Source organism: Streptococcus sp. SM5 (assembly GCF_027497975.1).
Genome location: NZ_JAJNSC010000008.1, coordinates 110271 through 130753 on the forward strand (window position 1 = coordinate 110271; position 20483 = coordinate 130753).

A 20483-nucleotide genomic window follows, 5' to 3' on the forward strand; every position below is an offset into this window, starting at 1 on the left:
TCTTCCTCTCTATTCAAATAATCTTGTCAAAATAGAAGCATTTCCTAAAAGCACCAAAATTCCCATTACGATTATGAGGAAACCACCCACTTTTTTGAGGGTTCCGAGGTAGGGATGTAGTTTTCGGAAATGTTTCAAAACATAGCTGGAGGCTAAGGCTAGAACCAAGAATGGTAGCGCCAAACCTAACGTGTACACCAACATGAGACCAGCTCCCTGCCAAGCACCTGAGCCACCTGAAGCCGCCAAGGCCAAAACAGAACCAAGAACCGGCCCTACACAAGGCGTCCAAGCAAAACTAAAAGTCAACCCCAGTAAAAATGCCTGACTATAGCCCTTACCCTTTTGCTCCTGTCTCTTTAGTTGCAGCCTTCTTTCCTTGTAGAGTCCCTGAAAATGTAAGATTTCCATCTGGTGCAAGCCCAAGAGAATGATAACTGCACCCGTCACATACTGAAACCAAGAAGCATACAAAAGGTCTCCTAAAAAGCCAGCGCCATAACCCAGTAGGATAAAGATAAAGGAAATCCCCGCTATAAAAGCTAGAGTTCGCAATAAACTAACAACTGAGATTGAAAATTTGCCACTAGAAATCTGAGCACCATCTTTATCATCCAACAAGACCCCTGCATAGACCGGTAACAAGGGTAAAATACAAGGAGAAAAGAAGGAAAGAATTCCAGCAAGAAAAACACTGATTAAAAAGATTATATTATCCATTGCCTTCCTCCATTCTTTGATTTGATAGGACTATTATAGCCCTAAAACTCCAGAAAAAACAGGGACAATGATAGGGAAAAATAGGAATTTAATCAGGTTATGTAAAAAATGGTTCAAAAAAAGCCAGACAAGGTCTGACTTTGATGGAAACTGAAAAGAAACTTCACTAGTCTTCCATACTTATCTGATAATAAATAAGGTCCGCAAGATAGCCTTTTCTCTCTACACCATTGGTAATAGTCTTTAGATAGGACATTCCAGCCTTCTCCATGACACGACCTGAAGCTGGATTGAGACTAGCATATCGTGCTCTGACATCTTGAAAACCTGCTTGAGTAAAACAGAAATCCAAGACAGCTTTCAAGGCCTCCGTCATTATACCATGACCCCAGTATTTCTTGCCTAACACATAACCAATTTCACAAGAAGAATCGTTATCATCTATTGCAACTATGCTGATATCTCCTATAACTTTCTCCGGATTTTCTTTGAGGCAAATGGCCCATTTGTAATAGTTGGGATTTGCATAGGAGGCAATCCAATTACGAATCGAATTTCGAGTCACCTCGACATCATAATGGGGATCCCAAGTGACATAGGTCAGATTTTCAGCGGATGAAGCCCAATTCTGAAACATAGCTTCTGCATCACTTTCCACAAATCTTCGCAAGGTTAAACGCTCTGTCTGTAATATTTGCGTACCGATTGCTTTCATGACTCTACCTCGCTTTCTGATAGATGATTCTATGTCCAACCTCAATTTAAATTTACTTTGCTTTTTAATTTCCAGGTAATAAGCTAAAAAGGTCCCCCGGACCTTCTTCGCTTACCTGTTTCCATGCTCGGGGTAAAAAGACTAAACTCAGTAACAACTAAAAAACAAGTTTTTCATCTAGTTACTTGACGCAGTCGCTGTCTGGTTTGAAATGCGCTCTAGCAAGCTTTTTCAAACCTAGTCATCGTTGCGGGGGTGAGACGACGAAATCGAACTCTGTGAGTTACCGGACCTTCTCTCACTTTCTTATTCCAAGGTGAGAGGCTGAAAACCTCCACTGGAGGTTTTTCTTGCTTTTTAATTTCAGGGCAAGAAGCTAAAAAGGTCCCCCGGACCTTTTTACTCCCAAAAGTCATCAAATACGGTGATTGGTAGGTGGCGTTTGTGTTGGCCTTTGTGCCACCAGTTTTCGATAGTTGCTTGAGCTTCTGGGCTGATTATTTTTCCTTCTAGGTAGTCGTCAATCTCTTCATAAGTGACTCCAAGGGCCACTTCGTCAGCTAGACCTGGTTTATCTTCTTCTAGGTCTGCTGTTGGGATTTTTTCATAAAGGGCTGGGTCTGCACCAAGTTCCTTCAAGAGTTGTTTTCCTTGGCGTTTATTGAGGCGATAAAGAGGGAGAATATCTGCACCACCATCACCAAACTTGGTAAAGAAGCCTGTGATATTTTCCGCAGCGTGGTCTGTTCCAATGACCGCTCCTCTATGGGAACCAGCAAGGGCATACTGAGCAATCATACGGCAACGTGCCTTGATATTGCCCTTGTTAAAATCTGAAACAGGACTACCTGTCGCTTCAACTGCAGCTGTCATAGCATCTGCAGACTCCTTGATATTCACAACCAAGCTGACATCTGGCTGGATGAAGGCTAGAGCTTTTTGAGCATCTGCTTCATCGGCTTGTACTCCATAAGGCAGGCGGACCGCAATAAATTTGTAGCTGTCATCACCCGTCTCTGCTCGCAGTTCTTCCATGGCCAGTTGAGCCAATCGTCCTGCTAAGGTTGAGTCTTGTCCTCCAGAAATTCCTAGTACAAAAGTTTTAAGGAAGGGATGCTTTTTCAGATATCTTTTTAAGAAATCAATAGAACGACAGATTTCTTCTTGGGCATCGATCACTGGTTTCACGCCTAGTTCTTGAATAATAATCTCTTGCAAACTCATTCTTCTTCTCCTTCACCGAGGGCTTCCTTACGCATCTTGTCAATCAAGTCCATCTTGTCTTGCCATACATCACGCGCCAAGTCCACTGGATAGTGTTGCGGATTGAGCACCCGTTTGTACTCGTCCCAGAGCTTGTCAAATTCCTTACGAGCATAGGCTTGAATATCAGGTAAACTTGGTAAGTCATAGACCAATTTCCCATCCTTAAAAATATCCACCAATAGAGGAACTGCATCAAAATTACGAACGGTCTTTTTGATATAGGTATAAGTCGGGTGGAACATCTTGATTTCTGTCATGCTGGCAACATCTACGCCATCATAAGTGATATAGTCTCCTTCTGACTTGCCTTTTTCACGACTGGTAATGCGCCACACCTGCTTCTTACCTGGTGTAGACACTTTTTCAGCATTATTTGACAGCTTGATAGTATTGCGCATCTGGCCATTTTCATCTTCGATTGCAACAATCTTATAAACTGCCCCAAGAGCTGGCTGGTCATAAGCTGTAATCAACTTGGTACCCACACCCCAGACATCAATCTTGGCCTTTTGCATCTTGAGGTTGAGGATAGTATTTTCGTCCAAATCATTAGAAGCATAAATCTTAGCCTCTGTAAATCCAGCCTCGTCCAGTTGCTGACGAACTTTCTTGGAAATGTAGGCAATATCCCCAGAATCAATCCGCACACCCATAAAGTTAATCTGGTTACCTAGCTCACGAGCCACCTGAATAGCAGCGGGTACCCCAATGCGAAGGGTGTCATAGGTGTCCACAAGAAATACACAGTTTTTGTGGGTCGCAACATAAGCCTTGAAAGCCTCATAATCATTGCCATAAACCTGCACCAAGGCATGGGCATGAGTCCCCAAGACAGGAATGTCAAAGAGTTTACCAGCGCGCACGTTGCTGGTTCCATTGGCGCCACCAATCACCGCTGCGCGTGTTCCCCAGATAGCCGCATCCATTTCTTGAGCCCGACGTGTCCCAAACTCCATCAAGGGTTCATCTTCAATAACCGAGCGAATACGAGCTGCCTTAGTCGCCACCAAGGTCTGGTAGTTGACGATGTTCAAAAGAGCAGTTTCGACCAACTGACATTGAGCTAGAGGGCCTTCCACCTGTACAATCGGTTCATTAGCAAAAACCAAGTCCCCTTCTTGGGCAGAACGAACGGTCAACTCCAACTTGAAATTGCGGAGGTAGTCCAAGAATGCCCCATGATAGCCTAGCGACTCCAAATAGGCAATATCACTATCTGAAAAACGCAGGTTTTCAAGATAACTCACAATTCTTTCCAAACCTGCAAAAACCGCATAGCCATTCTTAAAAGGCTGCTGGCGGAAATAAACCTCAAAGACCGCCTTTTTATTGTGAATCCCTTGGTCAAAGTAAACCTGCATCATGTTAATCTGGTACAAGTCCGTGTGCAATGTCAAACTATCATCTGGGTACATACTTTTCCTACTTCCTTAACTAGAAACACATGAAATTTTTCAAAAACTTTCATGTATTCCAATAAATTAGTACTATTATATCACATTTTAGCTGGATTGAGAAAAGAGTAACAAGCTATTCACCACTCTCCAATTCATCCATATCTTGCTCAAATTTTTTCTGAGCCCATTCGCCATAGCTCTTCAGACCAAGATTGCCGATAAAAACCCAAGGAAGGTAAATAACATAAGTAATGACCCAAGCAGACAGGTATTTAACATTCAAAGGATTGTGCTGATAAATTTCTATGTTGAATTGATAATTCTGTAACATCAAAAGAGCCGTAATAACCAAGGTTAGTAAAAAACAACCCAAAATCGTAAAATGAAAACGACTATAGTAGGTCACTCCCAGATAACGGGCACGATTGAAAAAGAATAAAATTCCTACTATCAGAGTATAGACTAGAAAATTCGGATTAAAAAGAGAGGGAGCTAATACAGCCACCAAATAGCTTAGAAGTACAAGCCCAATGAAGAGGGTAAAGGATTCTGCCCCAGCTTTATTGATTAGTTGTTCTTCTCTTTCGTCAAGTAATTGATAATGAATGAATTTATTTACCATCTTCTTCCTCCCAAAATAGTTGGTCTAAGGTTTTCCCTAAACATCTACAAATGGACTGGCAAAGCGAGAGACTGGGATTGTATTTTCCCGCCTCTATCAAACCAATAGTCTGGCGCGTCACCCCCACAGCCTCTGCCAGTTGACCTTGAGTTAAATCAAGCTCTACACGAGCTAATTTTAATTTTAAATTTTTAGCCACCTGCGTCCTCCTTATAGTTTTAATACTCATCTACTCTTAAAAAATCCAAAACCAACACAAGCTGTCAGCTATTTATTATAACCTCATTAATTAGCACTCCAATATTATCTTCAGCCTAAAATCAGTATGTTGGATTGTTTGAAATAAACTTCCTAGTTTACTCTTTTATTTTTGTTTAGTGTTAGCTTTGGTAGGATCTTTTAAACGAGTTTTGATTGCTTGTATTTCTTATTTAGTTGATTTCATATCACTATTATATAATGCTTTTGGAAATGAGTCTAGCATAAGACAAAAACGTGCACACAACAAGAGCAGGAGCATAGCAAGATGACTGATTTTTTGCTGGATTTTAAGTCTGCAAAATAATACTAAATAAAACTAAAATGAATACTCCTTGCTTTTCTTGAGAGTGAAAAAGTACAATAAAATGATTGTAGTGATTACCACAAGATACTGACTAATAGACATCGTATTTGAAACCACAAATACAGGTAAACAATAAAAAGGAAGAAGTTCAATTGCTTTGATAAACAAATCATTACTAGTATTCATCATAATCGTATTTAATATATTAGGGATAAAGAGTAGTAAAGCTACTAAAATACCAAATACCAAGCCACTTTTCAATTTGTATAAATAGAAAATGTAAGATAATAGAAAATAAAATAGGACTAACAAAATTGTATTGACTACAATGGCTACTATAAAATCTAATCCTAAATCACCTGGAACACCCAATTTACTTACGATGACTAGTAGCACAATGCCATTCAAAGCATAAATAATGGAAACTGAGATGGCATATAGAAAATTAGACAAGACGTAAATCATCCGATTTTTCTTTTGATTATAAAATAAACTGATCGTATTGTGGGAAAAATCCCTGCTAATAATTCGGTTAGCATGTATAACAGCCATTAACATACCGAGCATAGCATAAAAATTTGAAATATGCTTAATACCAAGTGATGTCCCTTGAGTCTTTAGAATAAAGAATGTAACCAGTATCGGCGGTATAAATGAGATAATCAAACCGAGATATATTACGCCTGATGAATATAAATCCCTTATATTTTCCTTAAGAAAATTCAATTTATTTAATTTCATGATTATATCCTTCCTTTATTTTGAACGATTTAGATAAATATCTTTAAGCGTCTCTTTTTTAGTTTCAAAATCAACTACTTTAATAGAGTTTTCGTTAAAAAATTTAAAAAGCTCACTACTTTGAATAGTCCCAGACATAGTAATTCTCAGTCCCTCTTCCTGAACAATATCCCCAAATTCTTGTTTGGTAAGGAAAATGTCTTTATCTGTAGCTGATGAAAAAGCTATCTCAAACAAGCAATTATGACCATCTTTTCCTACTTTTTGAAATGTCAAAAGCCCGTTCTCCAAGAAAAGAACCCTTTCACAAATTTCTTCAATATCTTCTAATTTATGACTCGATATTAAAATTCCCACATTTTCATGTAAAGCTAAATTTTTTAGAACCGCTAAAACTATTTGTGATGATTCAATATCTAAACCATTAGTCGGTTCATCTAAAATCAATATATCAGGTTCCGTAACAAGAGTTAGAAGCAAAGCTAATTTTTGTTTTGTACCCAAAGAATAGGTCTTTACTTTTTTATTAATAGACTGAGTCAAATCTAACTCTTGAATCAAACTTCCAAATCTTTCTTGATTGTAGTCAACACCATATAAATTTGACAAATATTTTAAATTCTCTAAACCTGTTTTAGATAAAAATAATTTTGGTTCTTCGATTAAATACCCAACATTATCACTACTTATAATATTCCCTGAAGTCGGTTGATTATTCTGGACAAGAATTTTCATCAACGTACTCTTGCCAACTCCGTTTCTCCCTACTAGACCAACAATTTCACCCTTATTAAGTGCAAAATTTACATCTTTGAGAATGGTTGAATGACCATAATTTTTACTTACATTTATAACTTCCATTTTTTAATTCCTCCATTAATATTATTGGTTTTCTCTTTGATTCTCATTAATTTTAAAAAGTTGCGCCTCTTTTTAACAATATTATATCATATATCTAACTTAATGCAATATATAGATGTCATTTTGTAATATTTTATTAACAAAAAAACTCTCTATCATCTTACATGATAAAGAGTATTCGTTCTTATTTGATACTTAGCTAAGCTCCTCTTCAAAGGATAGAAGTCTAGGTCACAAATCCTTTTGGTAATAGTATCTTTGTCCTGTGTAGGGATAGTCTTGCAAGGTAAAGACTTCCTTGTAGCTATGCCTTTTATAAAAATCTGGAGCTTGAAACTGGTAAGTATTGACAAAAGCAAAACGACAGTTTCGATTCTTAGCTTCAGTTTCTGCTTGTTGCAATAGTTTTGAACCGATTCCTTGCCCTCTCAGTTCCTCTTTTACAAATAAATACTCGATTTCTAGCCAATTTCCAAAAGTCTCTGCTACTAAGCCTGCCAAGAGATTGCCCTTTTCATCTTCGACATAAAGATTAAGCGGCTCACTTTCGGCCTCTTCTCTTTTTGAACGATTATAAGCACGAATCAGATTCCCTATTTCTTGTGATTTATGGGATTCCTTATTTTCCAATCTAAAGTACATCCAAACCTCCTTGAAAACTGATACAGCTTGTATTATAGTCTTATTTCAAAAGACTGTCAAACTAGCAAAAAACTCACCAACCTGAGTTGATGAGTTTCAAATCTATTTTCTAAATTTCCACTGGCTGTAAATCCCAAAACCGATAATCCAGATAGCTGAACCGATTGCTCCTACAAATGTAGACTCTTGTAAAAAGAGGGTTACAAAGACAAAGGCAAAGAAGAGCATGGTTATAGGATTTAGGAAACGATAATGGGGCATGAGATAGCCATCCGCCATAAAGTCTGGTGACTTGCGGTATTTAAGGTGAGCCACCATAATCAAGATATAAATGGCGATATAGACACCTGATGATGATGCCGTAATCAAGGCAAAGGCATCAGAAACACCTGGCAAGACGTTGATAAAGGCTGCTAGGGCAATCAAAACCGCTGAAGCAATGATAGCATTTTGTGGCACGTTATGGCGAGAAAGGGTGTCTGCCTTGATAGCCTTTAAGAATGGGTTTGGCGAATCATGGGCAATCTGGTACAAATGACGCCCTGTTGAGTAGAGGGTCGAGTTAAGGGCAGATGCTGCTGAGGTCAAAACGACGAAGTTAATCAAGGCTGCAGCCCACTTGATACCGGCCAATTCAAATACTGTAACAAAAGGAGAATCAGCAGAAGCAAGCTCACGCCAAGGAATGATAGCCATGATGGCTAAGAGGGCACCACCGTAGAAAAAGGCGATACGCAAAGGAATTTCCTTAACGGCTTTTGGCAAGACCTGACGTGGATTTTTTGTTTCAGAAGTTGTGACCCCGATAAACTCAATCATGAGGTAGGCAAAGAACACCATCTGGAAGGCCATGACAAAGTTGACTCCACCATTTGGGAAGAGGGAGAAATTGTCAGCAATATTAGCCAAACTTGCTACACCATGAGGTGTCTTAAAGCCTGTCAAGACCATAAAGACCCCTGTGGCAATCATGGCTAAAATAGCCACAATCTTGACCATCGCAAACCAAAACTCAACTTCTCCAAAGAGCTTAACTGCAATCAGATTGACCAAGGCTAGAATGGTCAAAAATCCAATCTCAATCATCCAACTTGGCCAGCTAGGGAACCAGAACTGAACATAGTGAGAAATGGCTGTGATTTCCGCCATACCGATAAAGACAACGGATAACCAGTAAGACCAAACTGAGAAATAACCCCAGCCCTTACCCAAATGGCGTGTGATAAAGTTGATAAAGGTATGTTGCTCAGGATCTTGGTAGAGCATTTCCCCAACCGCACGCATCATGAGGAACATAAAAGCACCAGTAATCATATAAATCAGTACAATAGAAGGACCTGTTAGGCTAATAGAGCGACCCGCTCCCAAAAAGAGTCCTGTTCCGATTGTTCCAGCAATAGCCATAACCTGCACGTGACGATTGGTCAGACCACGCTCCATCTTATTTTTTTTCTTCTTTGAACTCATATAGTCTCCAATTCAATTTAAAATGGAAAAAGGAGTGAGTGAAGCGCATTGCCTCCCCACTCCTTTTTTCTGCCCTTAGGCTGTTTTTTCAACCTTCAAGATTTTTACATCGTAGCTGCCAACAGGTGTTTCAATGGTTGCTGTATCACCTGTTTTTTTGCCAATCAAGGCTTGTCCAATTGGGCTTTCATTTGAAACCTTACCTGCAAAGGCATCCGCACCGGCTGAACCTACGATAATATAAACTTCTTCTTCGTCCTCACCAATTTCTTGGATAGTGACTGTTTTACCAATCGCTACTTCGTCTTGGGCAACTGAGTCGCTATTAACGATTTCAGCATAGCGGATTTTTGTTTCCAAGCTAGAGATTTGTCCTTCGACAAAGGCTTGTTCATCCTTAGCTGCTTCGTATTCACTGTTTTCAGAAAGGTCACCGTATGAACGGGCAATCTTAATGCGTTCTACCACTTCTGGACGGCGGACCAATTTCAATTCTTCTAATTCTTTTTCAAGTTTTTCCTTTTCCTCAAGGGTCATAGGATATGTTTTTTCTGCCATTTTTCTCAACTTTCTTTCGATAATATTGAATCTCTATCTGAGATTCTCATTTGTGTAGTCTTAGTTTGAACTACTATTTTGAGTAAGCTTGCTATTGACGTGCTCAGCTACATTACGATCATGTTCTTCTTGAGTAACTGCGTAATAGACTTTACCATCTGTAACATTGGCTACAAAGTATAGGTTCTCACTCTTTGTTTGGTTGATACTTGCTTCAATCGCGTCCTGACTTGGACTATCTACTGGACCAGGCATCAAACCAGGTTTTGTATAAACATTGTATGGTGAATTAATCGATGTATCAATTCCAGCATCATCTGCTAGGCTGATATTTTGACCAAGTTTCCCTTGGGCATACAAGATTGCAATATTGCTTTGAAGTGGCATACCAAGATTCAAACGGTTGTAGAAAACACCCGCAATCAACTTACGGTCTTCAGTCTTAGCCCCTTCTTTTTCAACCAGTGAAGCAATTGTTAGCAATTCATTGACAGTTAAGTTCTTAGACTTAATTGCACTGTAGTGCGGAGTCAAGGTCTTATCCATGGCTGCCAACATCTCATCAATCAAGCTTTCAATAGTTGTGCTTTCCTTGATAGAGTAGGTCGCTGGGAAAAGATAACCTTCCAAACGGTAACGAGCTCCACTTTCTTTCGTTGGCAAGCTTTCGAGTAGGTTTGGATATTTAGCAACTTCTTGACTGATAAAGTTGTCATCTTGCACTTTAGCCAAGAAAGTTTCCGCTGTCAAAGGTTCTTTAAATTCACCTTGTAATTGGCCTACAGCTTGGGCAATTTGATCAATGGTATATCCTTCTGGAATTGTCAAGTTTGCAAGAGATGGAGCCTGAGGTTCAGGTGTACCACCTTTTTGCAGTTCCTTAATGATGTCCTCTGTACTCATGCTCTTTTGCAAATTGTAATATCCAGCCTTCAAATCTGAATAATTCTTATATTTTGCATAGAAAGCAAAAATCACACCGTGTTTAATCACACCAGAATGCTCAAGAGTTGATCCAATCTCTTGGACATTTGATCCCTCTGGGATTTGAACCGTTACATATTCCTTAGAATTTGCATCAACAGGTAGCAAGGATGACTGAACATACTGATAACCGAAGTAACCACCTGCCGAAATCAGAGCAAGGAAAATCAGTAATGAAATGAAGAAAGCCTTCAAATGTGATTTTTTCTTCTTAACAGGTTTAACTGTCTCACGGCGACTACGTCTAGGAACTGAACCTAAGCTATCTGCCGATTCAGCTGACTCAAACAACTCATTATCCACTGCAGGAGTACTAACTTCTTCCTGTTGTCTACTTGTTTTATACGACACCGCAACCTTTGTTGGAATCTCGTTAAATTCTTTGTCTTCGTTAAGTTTTACAGGTTCTACTTTTGGTTGAACTGGCTCGAAAATAGGTTCTACTGGTTCAACTACCGCTTCAATTTTAGGTTCTGCAATTTCTTCATTTCCTGCAATTTCATCCGAAATATTATTAGAACGTGATGGAACACCAGGAGCATTCTTTAATATTTGATCCACAACAGAAAGAGAATTAGCCATCAACTCTTCTGCTGAAGGTTCATGTTCCTGAGTTGAAGGAACTACTGAATCTTCTTGAGATAAAGGAGTTTCAAAACTTGTAATCTCATTTTCTTGCTCACTTCTATCTTGTTTTTTTACTCTCTCTAAATCACGTAAAATTTGCTCTTTAAAGCTTAATTTTTCGTCTTCTCTTGTTTTTTCACTCAAAAGTTTATCCTCCTCGTTGACAATCCATAATATTATATCTTAAAAACGAAAGAAAAGCAACCTAGCATGCTTTTCTAGCTTATTTTTTAGCGTCCCAGATCATATCATACCATGTTTCTCCTGCAAAGGTTGACTGAGACCGGCCTTCATTGACAAATCCATGTTTTTCGTAGTAGGCGATGAGATAGTCATGACAGGTTAGGTTAATACCTTCTCTTTCGTGTTCAAGAGCCAACTCTTTCAAGGCTGTTAGTAATTTCTGACCAAGTCCAAGGCCCTGTGCTTCCTTGGCAATAGAAAGACAGGTCACAGAGATATAACCACCCGGCTCATGACTATAATCTTCTATCTCTTCTGTAAAAGACTGATCTTGCAGATGGCGGTGTGGTCCAACTGGCCCTTCTATATACCCCATGATTCTGCCCTCTTTTTCTGCAACCAGAAACGAGGTCTGAATTTTTCGCAAATGCGTCTCAAAAACAGAGCGAGGAATAGCTTCTTCAATCGAGAAATTTTCTAGTTCAATCTCGACAATCCAATCCAAATCTTCTAATTTTGCTTGCCTGATCTTCATTGTACCTCCAGGTAAAAAGGATTAAACCAAATCATACTATAACCCTGGCTAGCTGCATAAAGGGAAGTTTCTTCATCAATAAAACCGTTCATTTCAAAATAGGATAGCAACTCATCAGGACTCTTCAAACGAATAGCTTTGTAATCCAGCTCAACCGCCACCTCTTTCAAGGCTGCAAGAAGAAGCGTGCCCAAGCCCTGTCTCTGATGGCCAGAGTCAATGACTAAAGAATGCATTTCTAGACATTGCGGATTATGTGGCTGAGGATCGCCTAGAACATAGCCCAGAAGCTGATTTTCATCCCTAGCTAGAAGAAAGGTATCCGCACACTTACGGATACTTTCTTCTAAAATATGGGAAGGTTGCTGCTTTTCAGCTGGAAAAGATGAAGCCTGAAGTTCCTCTATCTCAGCCAAATCAGACTTACTTGCCTGAATGATCTTAATTGGAATTTCCATGGGAAAATCCTATTGAACATTGCTTGTCAAGTTAGACAAGAGTCGCTCAAATGAGTATTCATAGGTTTGGATATCTCCTGCTCCCATAAAGACGTAAACAGCATTGTCATGGTCTAGGAGTGGAGAAACATTTTCAACAGTGATCACTTGGTGTTTCTTAGTGATTTTATTGGCTAGGTCTTCTACCTTAACATCACCATGGTCTACTTCACGAGCAGATCCATAAATTTGCGCTAGGTAAACTGCATCCGCTTGGTTCAAAGCGTGGGCAAATTCGTCCAACAAGGCAATGGTTCTTGTAAAAGTATGCGGTTGGAAGATTGCTACGATCTCTTTGCTTGGATATTTTTGACGAGCCGCATCCAAGGTTGCAATGATTTCTGTTGGATGGTGGGCAAAGTCATCGATAATCACCGTGTCATTGACAATTTTCTCAGTGAAACGACGCTTAACACCGGCAAATGTTTTCAAGTGTTCACGAACTAAGTTCAAATCAAATCCAGCTGTATAAAGAAGACCAATAACGGCTGTCGCATTCATGATATTGTGACGACCAAAGGTTGGAATATGGAATTGCCCCAAGTCTTGTCCACGGAAATGAACTGTGAAGGTTGAACCAGTTGTTGAACGAAGAAGATCACTAGCGACAAAGTCATTACCTTCTGCTTCAAAACCATAATAATAAATTGGTGCATCAGACGTAATCTTACGCAATTCAGCATCTTCTCCGTAGATAAACAAACCTTTGGTAATTTGTTTAGCATAGTCGTTAAAGGCATTGAAAACATCCTCTAGGCTTGTGAAATAGTCTGGGTGGTCAAAGTCAATGTTGGTGATAATAGAGTATTCTGGGTGGTAAGGCATGAAGTGACGCTCATATTCGTCAGATTCAAAGACAAAATATTTGGCATTGGCTGAACCACGACCTGTCCCGTCTCCAATCAAGAAGCTAGTATCTGTAATGTGAGACAAGACATGAGATAACATACCTGTCGTTGAAGTTTTTCCGTGCGCTCCAGCAACTCCCATGCTAACAAAGTCACGCATAAAGCTACCTAGGAACTCATGGTAACGCTTGTAGCTGATGCCATTTTGGTCCGCATAGGCAATTTCGACGTTGTTATCTGGACGAAAGGCATTTCCAGCGATGATTTCCATATCACCGTCTAGATTCTTTTCATCAAAAGGAAGAATGGTAATTCCTGCCTGCTCAAGACCACGTTGAGTAAAGTAGTATTTTTCAACATCTGATCCTTGAACCTTGTGCCCCATTTGGTGCAACATCAAGGCCAAGGCACTCATCCCTGATCCCTTAATTCCGATAAAATGATATGTCTTTGACATGTTTTCTCCCCTATTCCGTAATTCTTGTCAGATTCAACTCTTGGGCAACCCGACGTTCTTGTTCTTTTTGTTGATTCTTTTTATTGTAGATTTGGCTCTTCTTCAGAAAATCATAGTTGTTTTTCTTTGGTCCTGAAGTTTCTTTTGGCTCAGCTTGAGTCGAAATATTGCTCACTTCTTCCGCCAAGATGTAATGAGACTGGGTCAATTTTTGACTATATTTAACAAATTCACCAGGATTTTCCTTTTGGAAAGGCGCAGTAGGTTGATTGCCCTGTCTAACTAGACTTGGCTTAGAATGGTGTCTTGTAGGAGTAATATCCTTGGTCAGATAACTTGCTGATCGTTTCTTTTTCAAGTCCGCACGCGCTTCTTCACGCGCCACCTCCGCATAGCTCTTTCCTTCTTTTTTAACCCCTAACCCAGCCTTCTTAGGTTTCTCTACTGGCTTTTCAAGCGGTTTAACTGGTTTTTCTTCAGTAATAGGGGCCCACTCCAGATAATTCTTATCACGGTATTCTCCCTTGATATTACTGATAAAGTCAGATTCATCATAGAGGTCCATAACCGGCATCTCAGTCAGCATGACCTCATCATCTGAGACCAATGGAAATCGTTCTTCTCTCATTTTCTATTTCCTTTCAACACTTCATTATAGCGTATTGTCTTGATTTTTCAAGTGCTGGCTTCAGAAATTCCCAAAATTTCTCTAATTTCTGCTAGGGTGAGACTACCACGTGACTCTGTTCCGTCCAATACTTGTGACACCAGATGTTTCTTTTGTTCTTGGAGTTCCTGAATTTTTTCTTCAATGGTTCCCCTAGTCACCAAGCGATAGACCTCAACTGTTTCTTCTTGCCCCATACGATGGGCACGGCCAATGGCTTGCGCTTCCACCGCAGGATTCCACCAAAGGTCAACCAAGATAACTGTATCAGCACCTGTCAGGTTTAGACCGACCCCACCAGCCTTGAGGGAAATCAGAAATGCATCTCTTTCCCCTTGATTAAAGGCCTTGGTCATGTCTTGTCTTTCCTTGGCTGGGGTTGAACCCGTGATTTTAAAAGAAGTCAAGCCCAAGTCTGGCAGTTCTTGTTCAATTTTCTCCAACATTCCCTTGAACTGCGAGAAAATCAAGACACGGTGTCCACCATCTGCCACCTGTACCAGCAAGTCTCGGAGACTATCCAATTTGCCACTGGCTCCCTGATAATCTTCCATAAAGAGGGCAGGCGTATCACAGATTTGGCGCAAGCGCATCAGACCAGATAAGATTTCCACACGACTTCGCTGAAATTCCTGATCTGACACTTGAGCCAGACGGTCTCTCATCTGTTGCAACTGAGCTAGATAGATAGCCTTTTGCTGGTCTTCCAGTTCATTCTTATAAACCACTTCGATCAAGTCGGGCAATTCAGTTAGAACTTCTTCTTTCTTGCGTCGCATGACGAAAGGTTTGATAAACTGAGCAACGCGCTCAGCTGGTAATTTCATAAATTCTTTCTTGCTTGGCAAAAGTCCTGGCATGACAATTTGGAAAATAGACCACAGCTCACCCAGATGGTTTTCAATAGGAGTTCCTGACAAGGCAAAGACCGACGGTACCACAAATTGTCTCAAGGTCTGGGCGATCTTAGTCTGAGCATTTTTCATGACCTGAGCCTCATCTAAGAAAAGGAAGTCAAAGGCCATCCCCTGATAAAGATCACTGTCCTGACGGAAAGTAGCATAACTCGTCACATAGATTTGATGGCTCTCAGCAAGAATCTCTTCACGACTAGTTTTCAAACCATGAACAACAGCCACATCCAACTGTGGGGCAAATTTCTTAAATTCATCTGCCCAGTTGTAAATCAAACCCGACGGAGCGAGAATCAAGACTCGACTTTCTTTTGTCACTTGACTGGTCAAAAAAGCAATGGTCTGGAGAGTTTTCCCCAATCCCATATCATCAGCCAAAATCCCACCAAAACCATAATGATGGAGCATTTGCAGCCAGCCGATTCCCTTTTCCTGATAATCTCGCAAATCAGCCTGAACCTGAGTTGCTTGTCGAGGGAAAGCCTCTGGATGCGTCAAATCCTGGGCCAGATTTTGGAATTCTTGTGAAAAAGAAACACGGTCTCGCCCTTCAAAGAGATGGGCTAAACTGTAGGCCAAGGATTTTCGAGCCTGCAAGGAGCCATCTTTTAGTTCAAACTGCCCCAGTTCCTGTAAGTTTTGACGAATTTTCTTGGTTTCTTCATCGAAAAAGTAGACTTGATTAGACGAATCAATATAAAAATCTTGATTATCAACCAAGGCCTGCATGGCTTGGTCAATTTCCTCTTGGGCAATATCTTGAAAATCAAACTGGATTTCCAAGAGACCTCCCTTGGAAGCAATCTGCACTTGAGGACTCGCTAGACTATATAGTTCTTCTAACTTGTCTGATAGGTTAACATGCCCGAGTTTTTCAAAGACTGGGATGATATCATGGAAGAAATGATAGACAGACTCTGCTTTTAAGGCCTGACGCCAAGATTGAAAGTCCGCTTCAAATCCAGCTGCCAAACAGACTTGGAAAATTCTTTCTTCTAAGTCAGCATCACTCGAAAAGGGTAATTCTTCTAGCTCTTGTCGGCTAGATACCTGTCTATCCCCATAATCAAACCGGATTTCCAGACGAATCCGATTATCCTCTTCCCTGTCAAAGTAAAAAGAGGGAGAAAAAGTTTTGATTTGTAGACGTTCTGGAGCTGAGACGTTCCCCATCTGGCTAAAGAGAGTCAGACAGGAAGCCAACTTATCTCGGTCACTGCTATCAAATTGCAGAAATTTCTTTCCATGTTGATCCACAGGCAGCGCTTTGATTTCCTTGAGAAGACGCATCTGCTGGTCTGTTAGAAAATAAACCTGTCCTTTATGGAAAAGTACAGCTCCCTGATAAAAGACATTTACCCTCGGACTATCACTGATTTCCATTTCAAAATAATCCGAGTATTCTGTTACTGTAAAGGCAAAGAGATTGGCATCAGCATGCATATCCTGAAAAAGTAGGGTCTGGTAGCTATCCACTTGATGATCAAATTGAAAATGGGGTAAGGTCATCAATAAATTCACACCCTGCTCAAAAAAGGTCAGAGGGAAAAAGAGGTGCCGACCCTGGTTTTGGAAAAAGAGATCTGGAACCAGTCCTTCCTCCACTAGTCCTCGCAAGAAAGTCAGAAGTTCTTGGCTAGCCTCATCAAAGGATTCCCAAGAAAGAGACTCCTCATAAATCTTGCCAATCATATAAGGTTTTCTCTTCTCAACAACTCTTAAAAAAAGTGGAATATCGCGAACGACATAGTATTTTTGGCTATTGATTTGCCCGATTCTCAGGGTCCACAAGATATGATTGGTTCCTGCTTCCACCTGCCCCACAGCCGATAACTCATAGGCTCGTTCTGATTTTGGAGATAAGATTCGGTCCAAAAATTTGCCACCCAAGGTCACCTTGGTTTCAACGGCCTCTTTTTCTTCATGACCTTCTTCCAGACTCTGCAAGATTTCCTGACCACGCTCATCATTTTTTAGAAAATGCTCTAGAGCTGCCAAATGCACACAGTAGCCCCTCTTTTGGAAAAAATCGCAGGCACAAAAAACCAAATCATCCTCTAAACTATAGCGCAGTTCTTCTTCTGCAACGCGAGCGTAGAGCCGATTGTTCTTTTCCTTGATAATGTCAACTTTACCAGTTTCATAAAGGGCAACGCCTTCGATACGGACTTTCCCCGGAATCAATTTAGCCATATTTTCACCTTTACCTTATCTTTTTATTATACCATATTTTCGCCTATGAAAATAGCCTTCTAGGAAGACTTTTCTCCTAGAAGGCTGGATTTTTAAAGTTTGGCAAAAGTGGTAACGATACGCTGACAAACTTCTTGCAACAGAGATTTAGGCATGGCTACATTGAGTCGGGCATGGAGACTTCCTTCCTCCCCAAAATCCAAACCACGGTTGAGGATAACCTTGGCTTCATTCCTCAAAAGCTCTTGCAATGTTTCATCAGTCAGGTCATAAGCTGAAAAATCAAGCCAAATCAAATAGGTTCCTTGCGGTTTCATGACCTTGATTTTAGTCTCTTTACCAAATAGATCCACCACATAATTGATATGGTCTTCAAAGACTTGCTTGAGTTCCTCTAACCAATCCTTCCCATAGCGATAAGCAGCTTCTGTCGCCAAATAACCCAAGCCTGAAATTTCATGCTGATTATTAGCCAACTGACGTTTCTGGTAAGCCGCTCTCAACTTAGGATTTTCAATGACTGCATAGGAATTTTTTGTCCCAGCAATGTTAAAGGTTTTAGTGGCACTGCTCAAGACGATAGCAAATTCTTTAAAGTCAGGGTTGATGGTATTGAAGGAATGATGCTTGTGACCAAAGAGGGCCAAATCTTGGTGAATCTCATCCGAAACCAACAAAACACCATGTTTTTGGCAGAGTTGTCCAATCTTCTCCAACACTTCCTTTTCCCACACACGTCCACCAGGATTGTGAGGGTTGCAGAGGATATAGAGTTTGACATTCTCTTCTACCAGATCCTTTTCAAGTTTGTCAAAGTCAATCTCAAACAGACCATCCTTTTCCACCAAAGAATTAGTAATCAATCTGCGGTTATTTAACTTGACACTGCGTGCAAAGGGTAGATAGACAGGTGTGTTAATCAAAACCGCCTCATCTTCTTTTGTAAAGGCTTGAATAGCTGTTGAGATAGCTGGGACTACACCCTCGATAAAGACTAGAGCTTCTTTATCAAAGTGGTAACCATGTTGTGTGGCTTCCCACTTTTGAACTTCCTTAATTAACTCTTCACTGGCATAGGTATAGCCATAAACCAGTTGATCAGCGTAAGTTTGCACAGCTTGGCGGATTTCAGGCAAGACTACAAAGTCCATATCCGCTATCCAAGCTGGTAGGACTTCACTATCCGTTTCTGCTTCTTTCCATTTATAGGTATGGTGCCCTAAACGATTGGGCAGGCTTGTAAAATCATATTTTCCCATCTTTGTCTTATCCTTCCAAGGCTTGACGCAAATCTGCAATCAAATCTCTAGCATCCTCAATCCCAATCGACAAGCGCAAGAGGTCATCTGTCAAACCATAAGAATGGCGCACTTCTGCTGGAATATCAGCGTGAGTTTGAGTCGTTGGATAAGTAATGAGACTTTCTACCCCACCCAAACTTTCCGCAAAAGAGAAGACCTTGAGGCTGTTCAAAATATGAGGAATGCGTGTTTCATCCGCTACTTTAAAGGAAATCATGCCCCCACGACCAGTGTAGAGAACTTCCTTAACTGCTGGAGAATCCTTCAAAAAGGCAACCACTTCTTGGGCGTTAGCTGTTGAGCGCTCCATACGAAGAGACAAGGTCTTGAGACCACGAATCAATTGATAACTGTCAAATGGAGACAAGACTGCCCCTGTCGTATTGAGATTGTAGAAAAGTTTTTCGTATAGTTCTAAACTATTGGTCACAACCACTCCAGCCAAGACATCATTGTGTCCTGCTAGATACTTGGTTGCTGAATGAAGAACGATATCTGCTCCATCTTCAATCGGACGTTGGTAGATAGGGCTGTAGAAGGTATTGTCTACCACCACTTTGGCCCCCTTAGCATGAGCCAATTTTGCTAGTTTTTCGATATCAAATTCCAACATCAAAGGATTGGTTGGCGTTTCGATATAGAGGACATCCACATCCTTCTCCAACTCGCCAATCAACTCTTCTTCTGTATTGGCATAGTTAAAATGGAAACGGCCTTCCTGCTCCACTTGGTTAAACCAACGGAAAGAACCACCATAAAGGTCACGGACAGCTAAGACCTTACTTCCTACTGGAAAGACGCTAAAAGCTAACACAATCGCTGACATTCCTGAGCTAGTCGCTAGGGCATAGTCTGCGGACTCAATAGCTGCCAAGACTTCTTCCGCCTTGCTACGAGTTGGGTTTTTGGTACGCGTATAGTCAAAACCAGTAGACTGACCAAACTCTGGGTGCTGATATGTCGTCGAAAAATGAAGCGGTGTCACCAAAGATCCTGTTGCTTCGTCTGACTTGATACCCGCCTGGGCCAAAATTGTGTTAATGTGTAATTCCTTGCTCATACAATACCTCCAAATCTATAGTAACTATTGTACCACTTATTTTCATCAACTCATTTTCTTCTTTTCAAGAGCTAGTTATAGTTTCAAACTATAGACTTATCGAGTAAAGCTAAAAAGAATCCAGAAAAGCTTCCAGATTCTTTTGTGAAAATGATTGCTAGGCCTTACTTAGACTGAAAGAAATCCTGTTGGGCTAAATAGTCATAATGGTCTTTATTAAATTGATACTGGCCCACATGCTGACCAATCTGACCGACATCCACGGAAAAAATATAGTCTTCATTTTGATAGTTCCAGTTCAGCCGAACTGTATTCAAGACTGTCTTATAAGTAAAATCTTGAACTTGATTCCAAGGCATCTCTACGACTTGATTAGAATGATTTTCAGTTACATCACTGATGTCCATCAAGTAGATACCCATAGGTGTAAAGGCCAGAATCTTAGGCTTCACACTCGACTGAACATAGTAACTACCTCCTATAATGAAAAAATCAACAAAGGATTTCAACCATGTCTTTTTCTTGAAAGCCATCAGAAAATTCTTTTGCCCTTCAATGCGACAAGTTGAAAGAAATGATGCAATCTGTTTTTCTGTTGCAAACTCCATAATAGCGCCCATGATGATACCTCCATAACGATTAGTAAATAGGCAAATAAGAACT

19 protein-coding genes and 1 pseudogene are annotated in these 20483 nt (G+C 40.4%); all 20 read right to left on the bottom strand.

Annotation, left to right across the window (positions count from 1 at the left end):
* Positions 1–9: 9 nt before the first annotated feature.
* Positions 10–720 carry a thiol-disulfide oxidoreductase-associated membrane protein CcdA2 gene (ccdA2, locus tag PAN07_RS07885; RefSeq protein WP_084862518.1) on the bottom strand — a complete coding sequence of 237 codons (711 nt, stop codon included), beginning with the start codon at positions 718–720 and terminating at the stop codon, positions 10–12.
* Positions 721–886: 166 nt separating this feature from the next.
* On the bottom strand, positions 887–1435 hold the full coding sequence (locus PAN07_RS07890; protein ID WP_084862520.1) for a GNAT family N-acetyltransferase: 549 nt from the start codon (positions 1433–1435) through the stop codon (positions 887–889).
* 399 nt (positions 1436–1834) lie between these two features.
* Positions 1835–2659, bottom strand: a complete 825-nt coding sequence (nadE, locus tag PAN07_RS07895; RefSeq protein WP_084862522.1) for an ammonia-dependent NAD(+) synthetase — start codon at positions 2657–2659, stop codon at positions 1835–1837.
* The gene (locus tag PAN07_RS07900) at positions 2656–4116 is read right to left on the bottom strand and encodes a nicotinate phosphoribosyltransferase (RefSeq protein WP_269797659.1); all 1461 of its coding nucleotides are present in this window, start codon (positions 4114–4116) and stop codon (positions 2656–2658) included. Before PAN07_RS07900 ends, nadE begins: the two co-directional genes overlap by 4 nt.
* Before the next feature lie 115 nt (positions 4117–4231).
* Positions 4232–4720 carry a DUF6773 family protein gene (locus PAN07_RS07905; RefSeq protein ID WP_261100923.1) on the bottom strand — a complete coding sequence of 163 codons (489 nt, stop codon included), beginning with the start codon at positions 4718–4720 and terminating at the stop codon, positions 4232–4234.
* Positions 4710–4919: a helix-turn-helix transcriptional regulator gene (locus PAN07_RS07910; protein WP_001107500.1), complete on the bottom strand. Its 210-nt coding sequence runs from the start codon at positions 4917–4919 to the stop codon at positions 4710–4712. Before PAN07_RS07910 ends, PAN07_RS07905 begins: the two co-directional genes overlap by 11 nt.
* A 378-nt stretch (positions 4920–5297) precedes the next feature.
* Entirely contained in the window at positions 5298–6026 is a 729-nt protein-coding gene (locus PAN07_RS07915) for a hypothetical protein (RefSeq protein WP_269797660.1), read from the bottom strand.
* A gap of 15 nt (positions 6027–6041) precedes the next feature.
* Positions 6042–6934: pseudogene (locus tag PAN07_RS07920) on the bottom strand (ABC transporter ATP-binding protein).
* A 184-nt stretch (positions 6935–7118) separates the two neighbouring features.
* Positions 7119–7529, bottom strand: coding sequence for a GNAT family N-acetyltransferase (locus PAN07_RS07925; protein WP_269797661.1), 411 nt, complete (start codon positions 7527–7529; stop codon positions 7119–7121).
* 102 nt (positions 7530–7631) lie between these two features.
* Positions 7632–8996, bottom strand: a complete 1365-nt coding sequence (locus PAN07_RS07930) for an amino acid permease (protein ID WP_269797662.1) — start codon at positions 8994–8996, stop codon at positions 7632–7634.
* Positions 8997–9071: 75 nt separating this feature from the next.
* Positions 9072–9554, bottom strand: a complete 483-nt coding sequence (gene greA / locus PAN07_RS07935) for a transcription elongation factor GreA (protein WP_000818768.1) — start codon at positions 9552–9554, stop codon at positions 9072–9074.
* A 60-nt stretch (positions 9555–9614) separates the two neighbouring features.
* Positions 9615–11309, bottom strand: coding sequence for an endolytic transglycosylase MltG (mltG, locus tag PAN07_RS07940; RefSeq protein WP_269797663.1), 1695 nt, complete (start codon positions 11307–11309; stop codon positions 9615–9617).
* Positions 11310–11388: 79 nt separating this feature from the next.
* Positions 11389–11883 (bottom strand): GNAT family N-acetyltransferase, encoded by a 495-nt coding sequence (locus tag PAN07_RS07945; protein WP_269797664.1) that lies wholly within the window; start codon positions 11881–11883, stop codon positions 11389–11391.
* The gene (locus PAN07_RS07950) at positions 11880–12341 is read right to left on the bottom strand and encodes a GNAT family N-acetyltransferase (RefSeq protein ID WP_269797665.1); all 462 of its coding nucleotides are present in this window, start codon (positions 12339–12341) and stop codon (positions 11880–11882) included. Before PAN07_RS07950 ends, PAN07_RS07945 begins: the two co-directional genes overlap by 4 nt.
* Positions 12342–12350: 9 nt before the next feature.
* Entirely contained in the window at positions 12351–13685 is a 1335-nt protein-coding gene (murC, locus tag PAN07_RS07955; RefSeq protein ID WP_070529130.1) for a UDP-N-acetylmuramate--L-alanine ligase, read from the bottom strand.
* 10 nt (positions 13686–13695) lie between these two features.
* Complete coding sequence (locus PAN07_RS07960) at positions 13696–14313, bottom strand: cystathionine gamma-synthase (RefSeq protein ID WP_070529128.1); 618 nt, start codon at positions 14311–14313, stop codon at positions 13696–13698.
* A 47-nt stretch (positions 14314–14360) separates the two neighbouring features.
* On the bottom strand, positions 14361–17459 hold the full coding sequence (locus PAN07_RS07965; RefSeq protein ID WP_269797666.1) for a DEAD/DEAH box helicase: 3099 nt from the start codon (positions 17457–17459) through the stop codon (positions 14361–14363).
* Positions 17460–17551: 92 nt separating this feature from the next.
* Positions 17552–18718, bottom strand: coding sequence for a MalY/PatB family protein (locus tag PAN07_RS07970; protein WP_269797667.1), 1167 nt, complete (start codon positions 18716–18718; stop codon positions 17552–17554).
* Between the two features lie 7 nt (positions 18719–18725).
* The gene (locus PAN07_RS07975) at positions 18726–19820 is read right to left on the bottom strand and encodes a cystathionine gamma-synthase (RefSeq protein WP_269797668.1); all 1095 of its coding nucleotides are present in this window, start codon (positions 19818–19820) and stop codon (positions 18726–18728) included.
* Between the two features lie 164 nt (positions 19821–19984).
* Positions 19985–20440 carry a hypothetical protein gene (locus tag PAN07_RS07980; RefSeq protein WP_269797669.1) on the bottom strand — a complete coding sequence of 152 codons (456 nt, stop codon included), beginning with the start codon at positions 20438–20440 and terminating at the stop codon, positions 19985–19987.
* Positions 20441–20483: the final 43 nt, after the last annotated feature.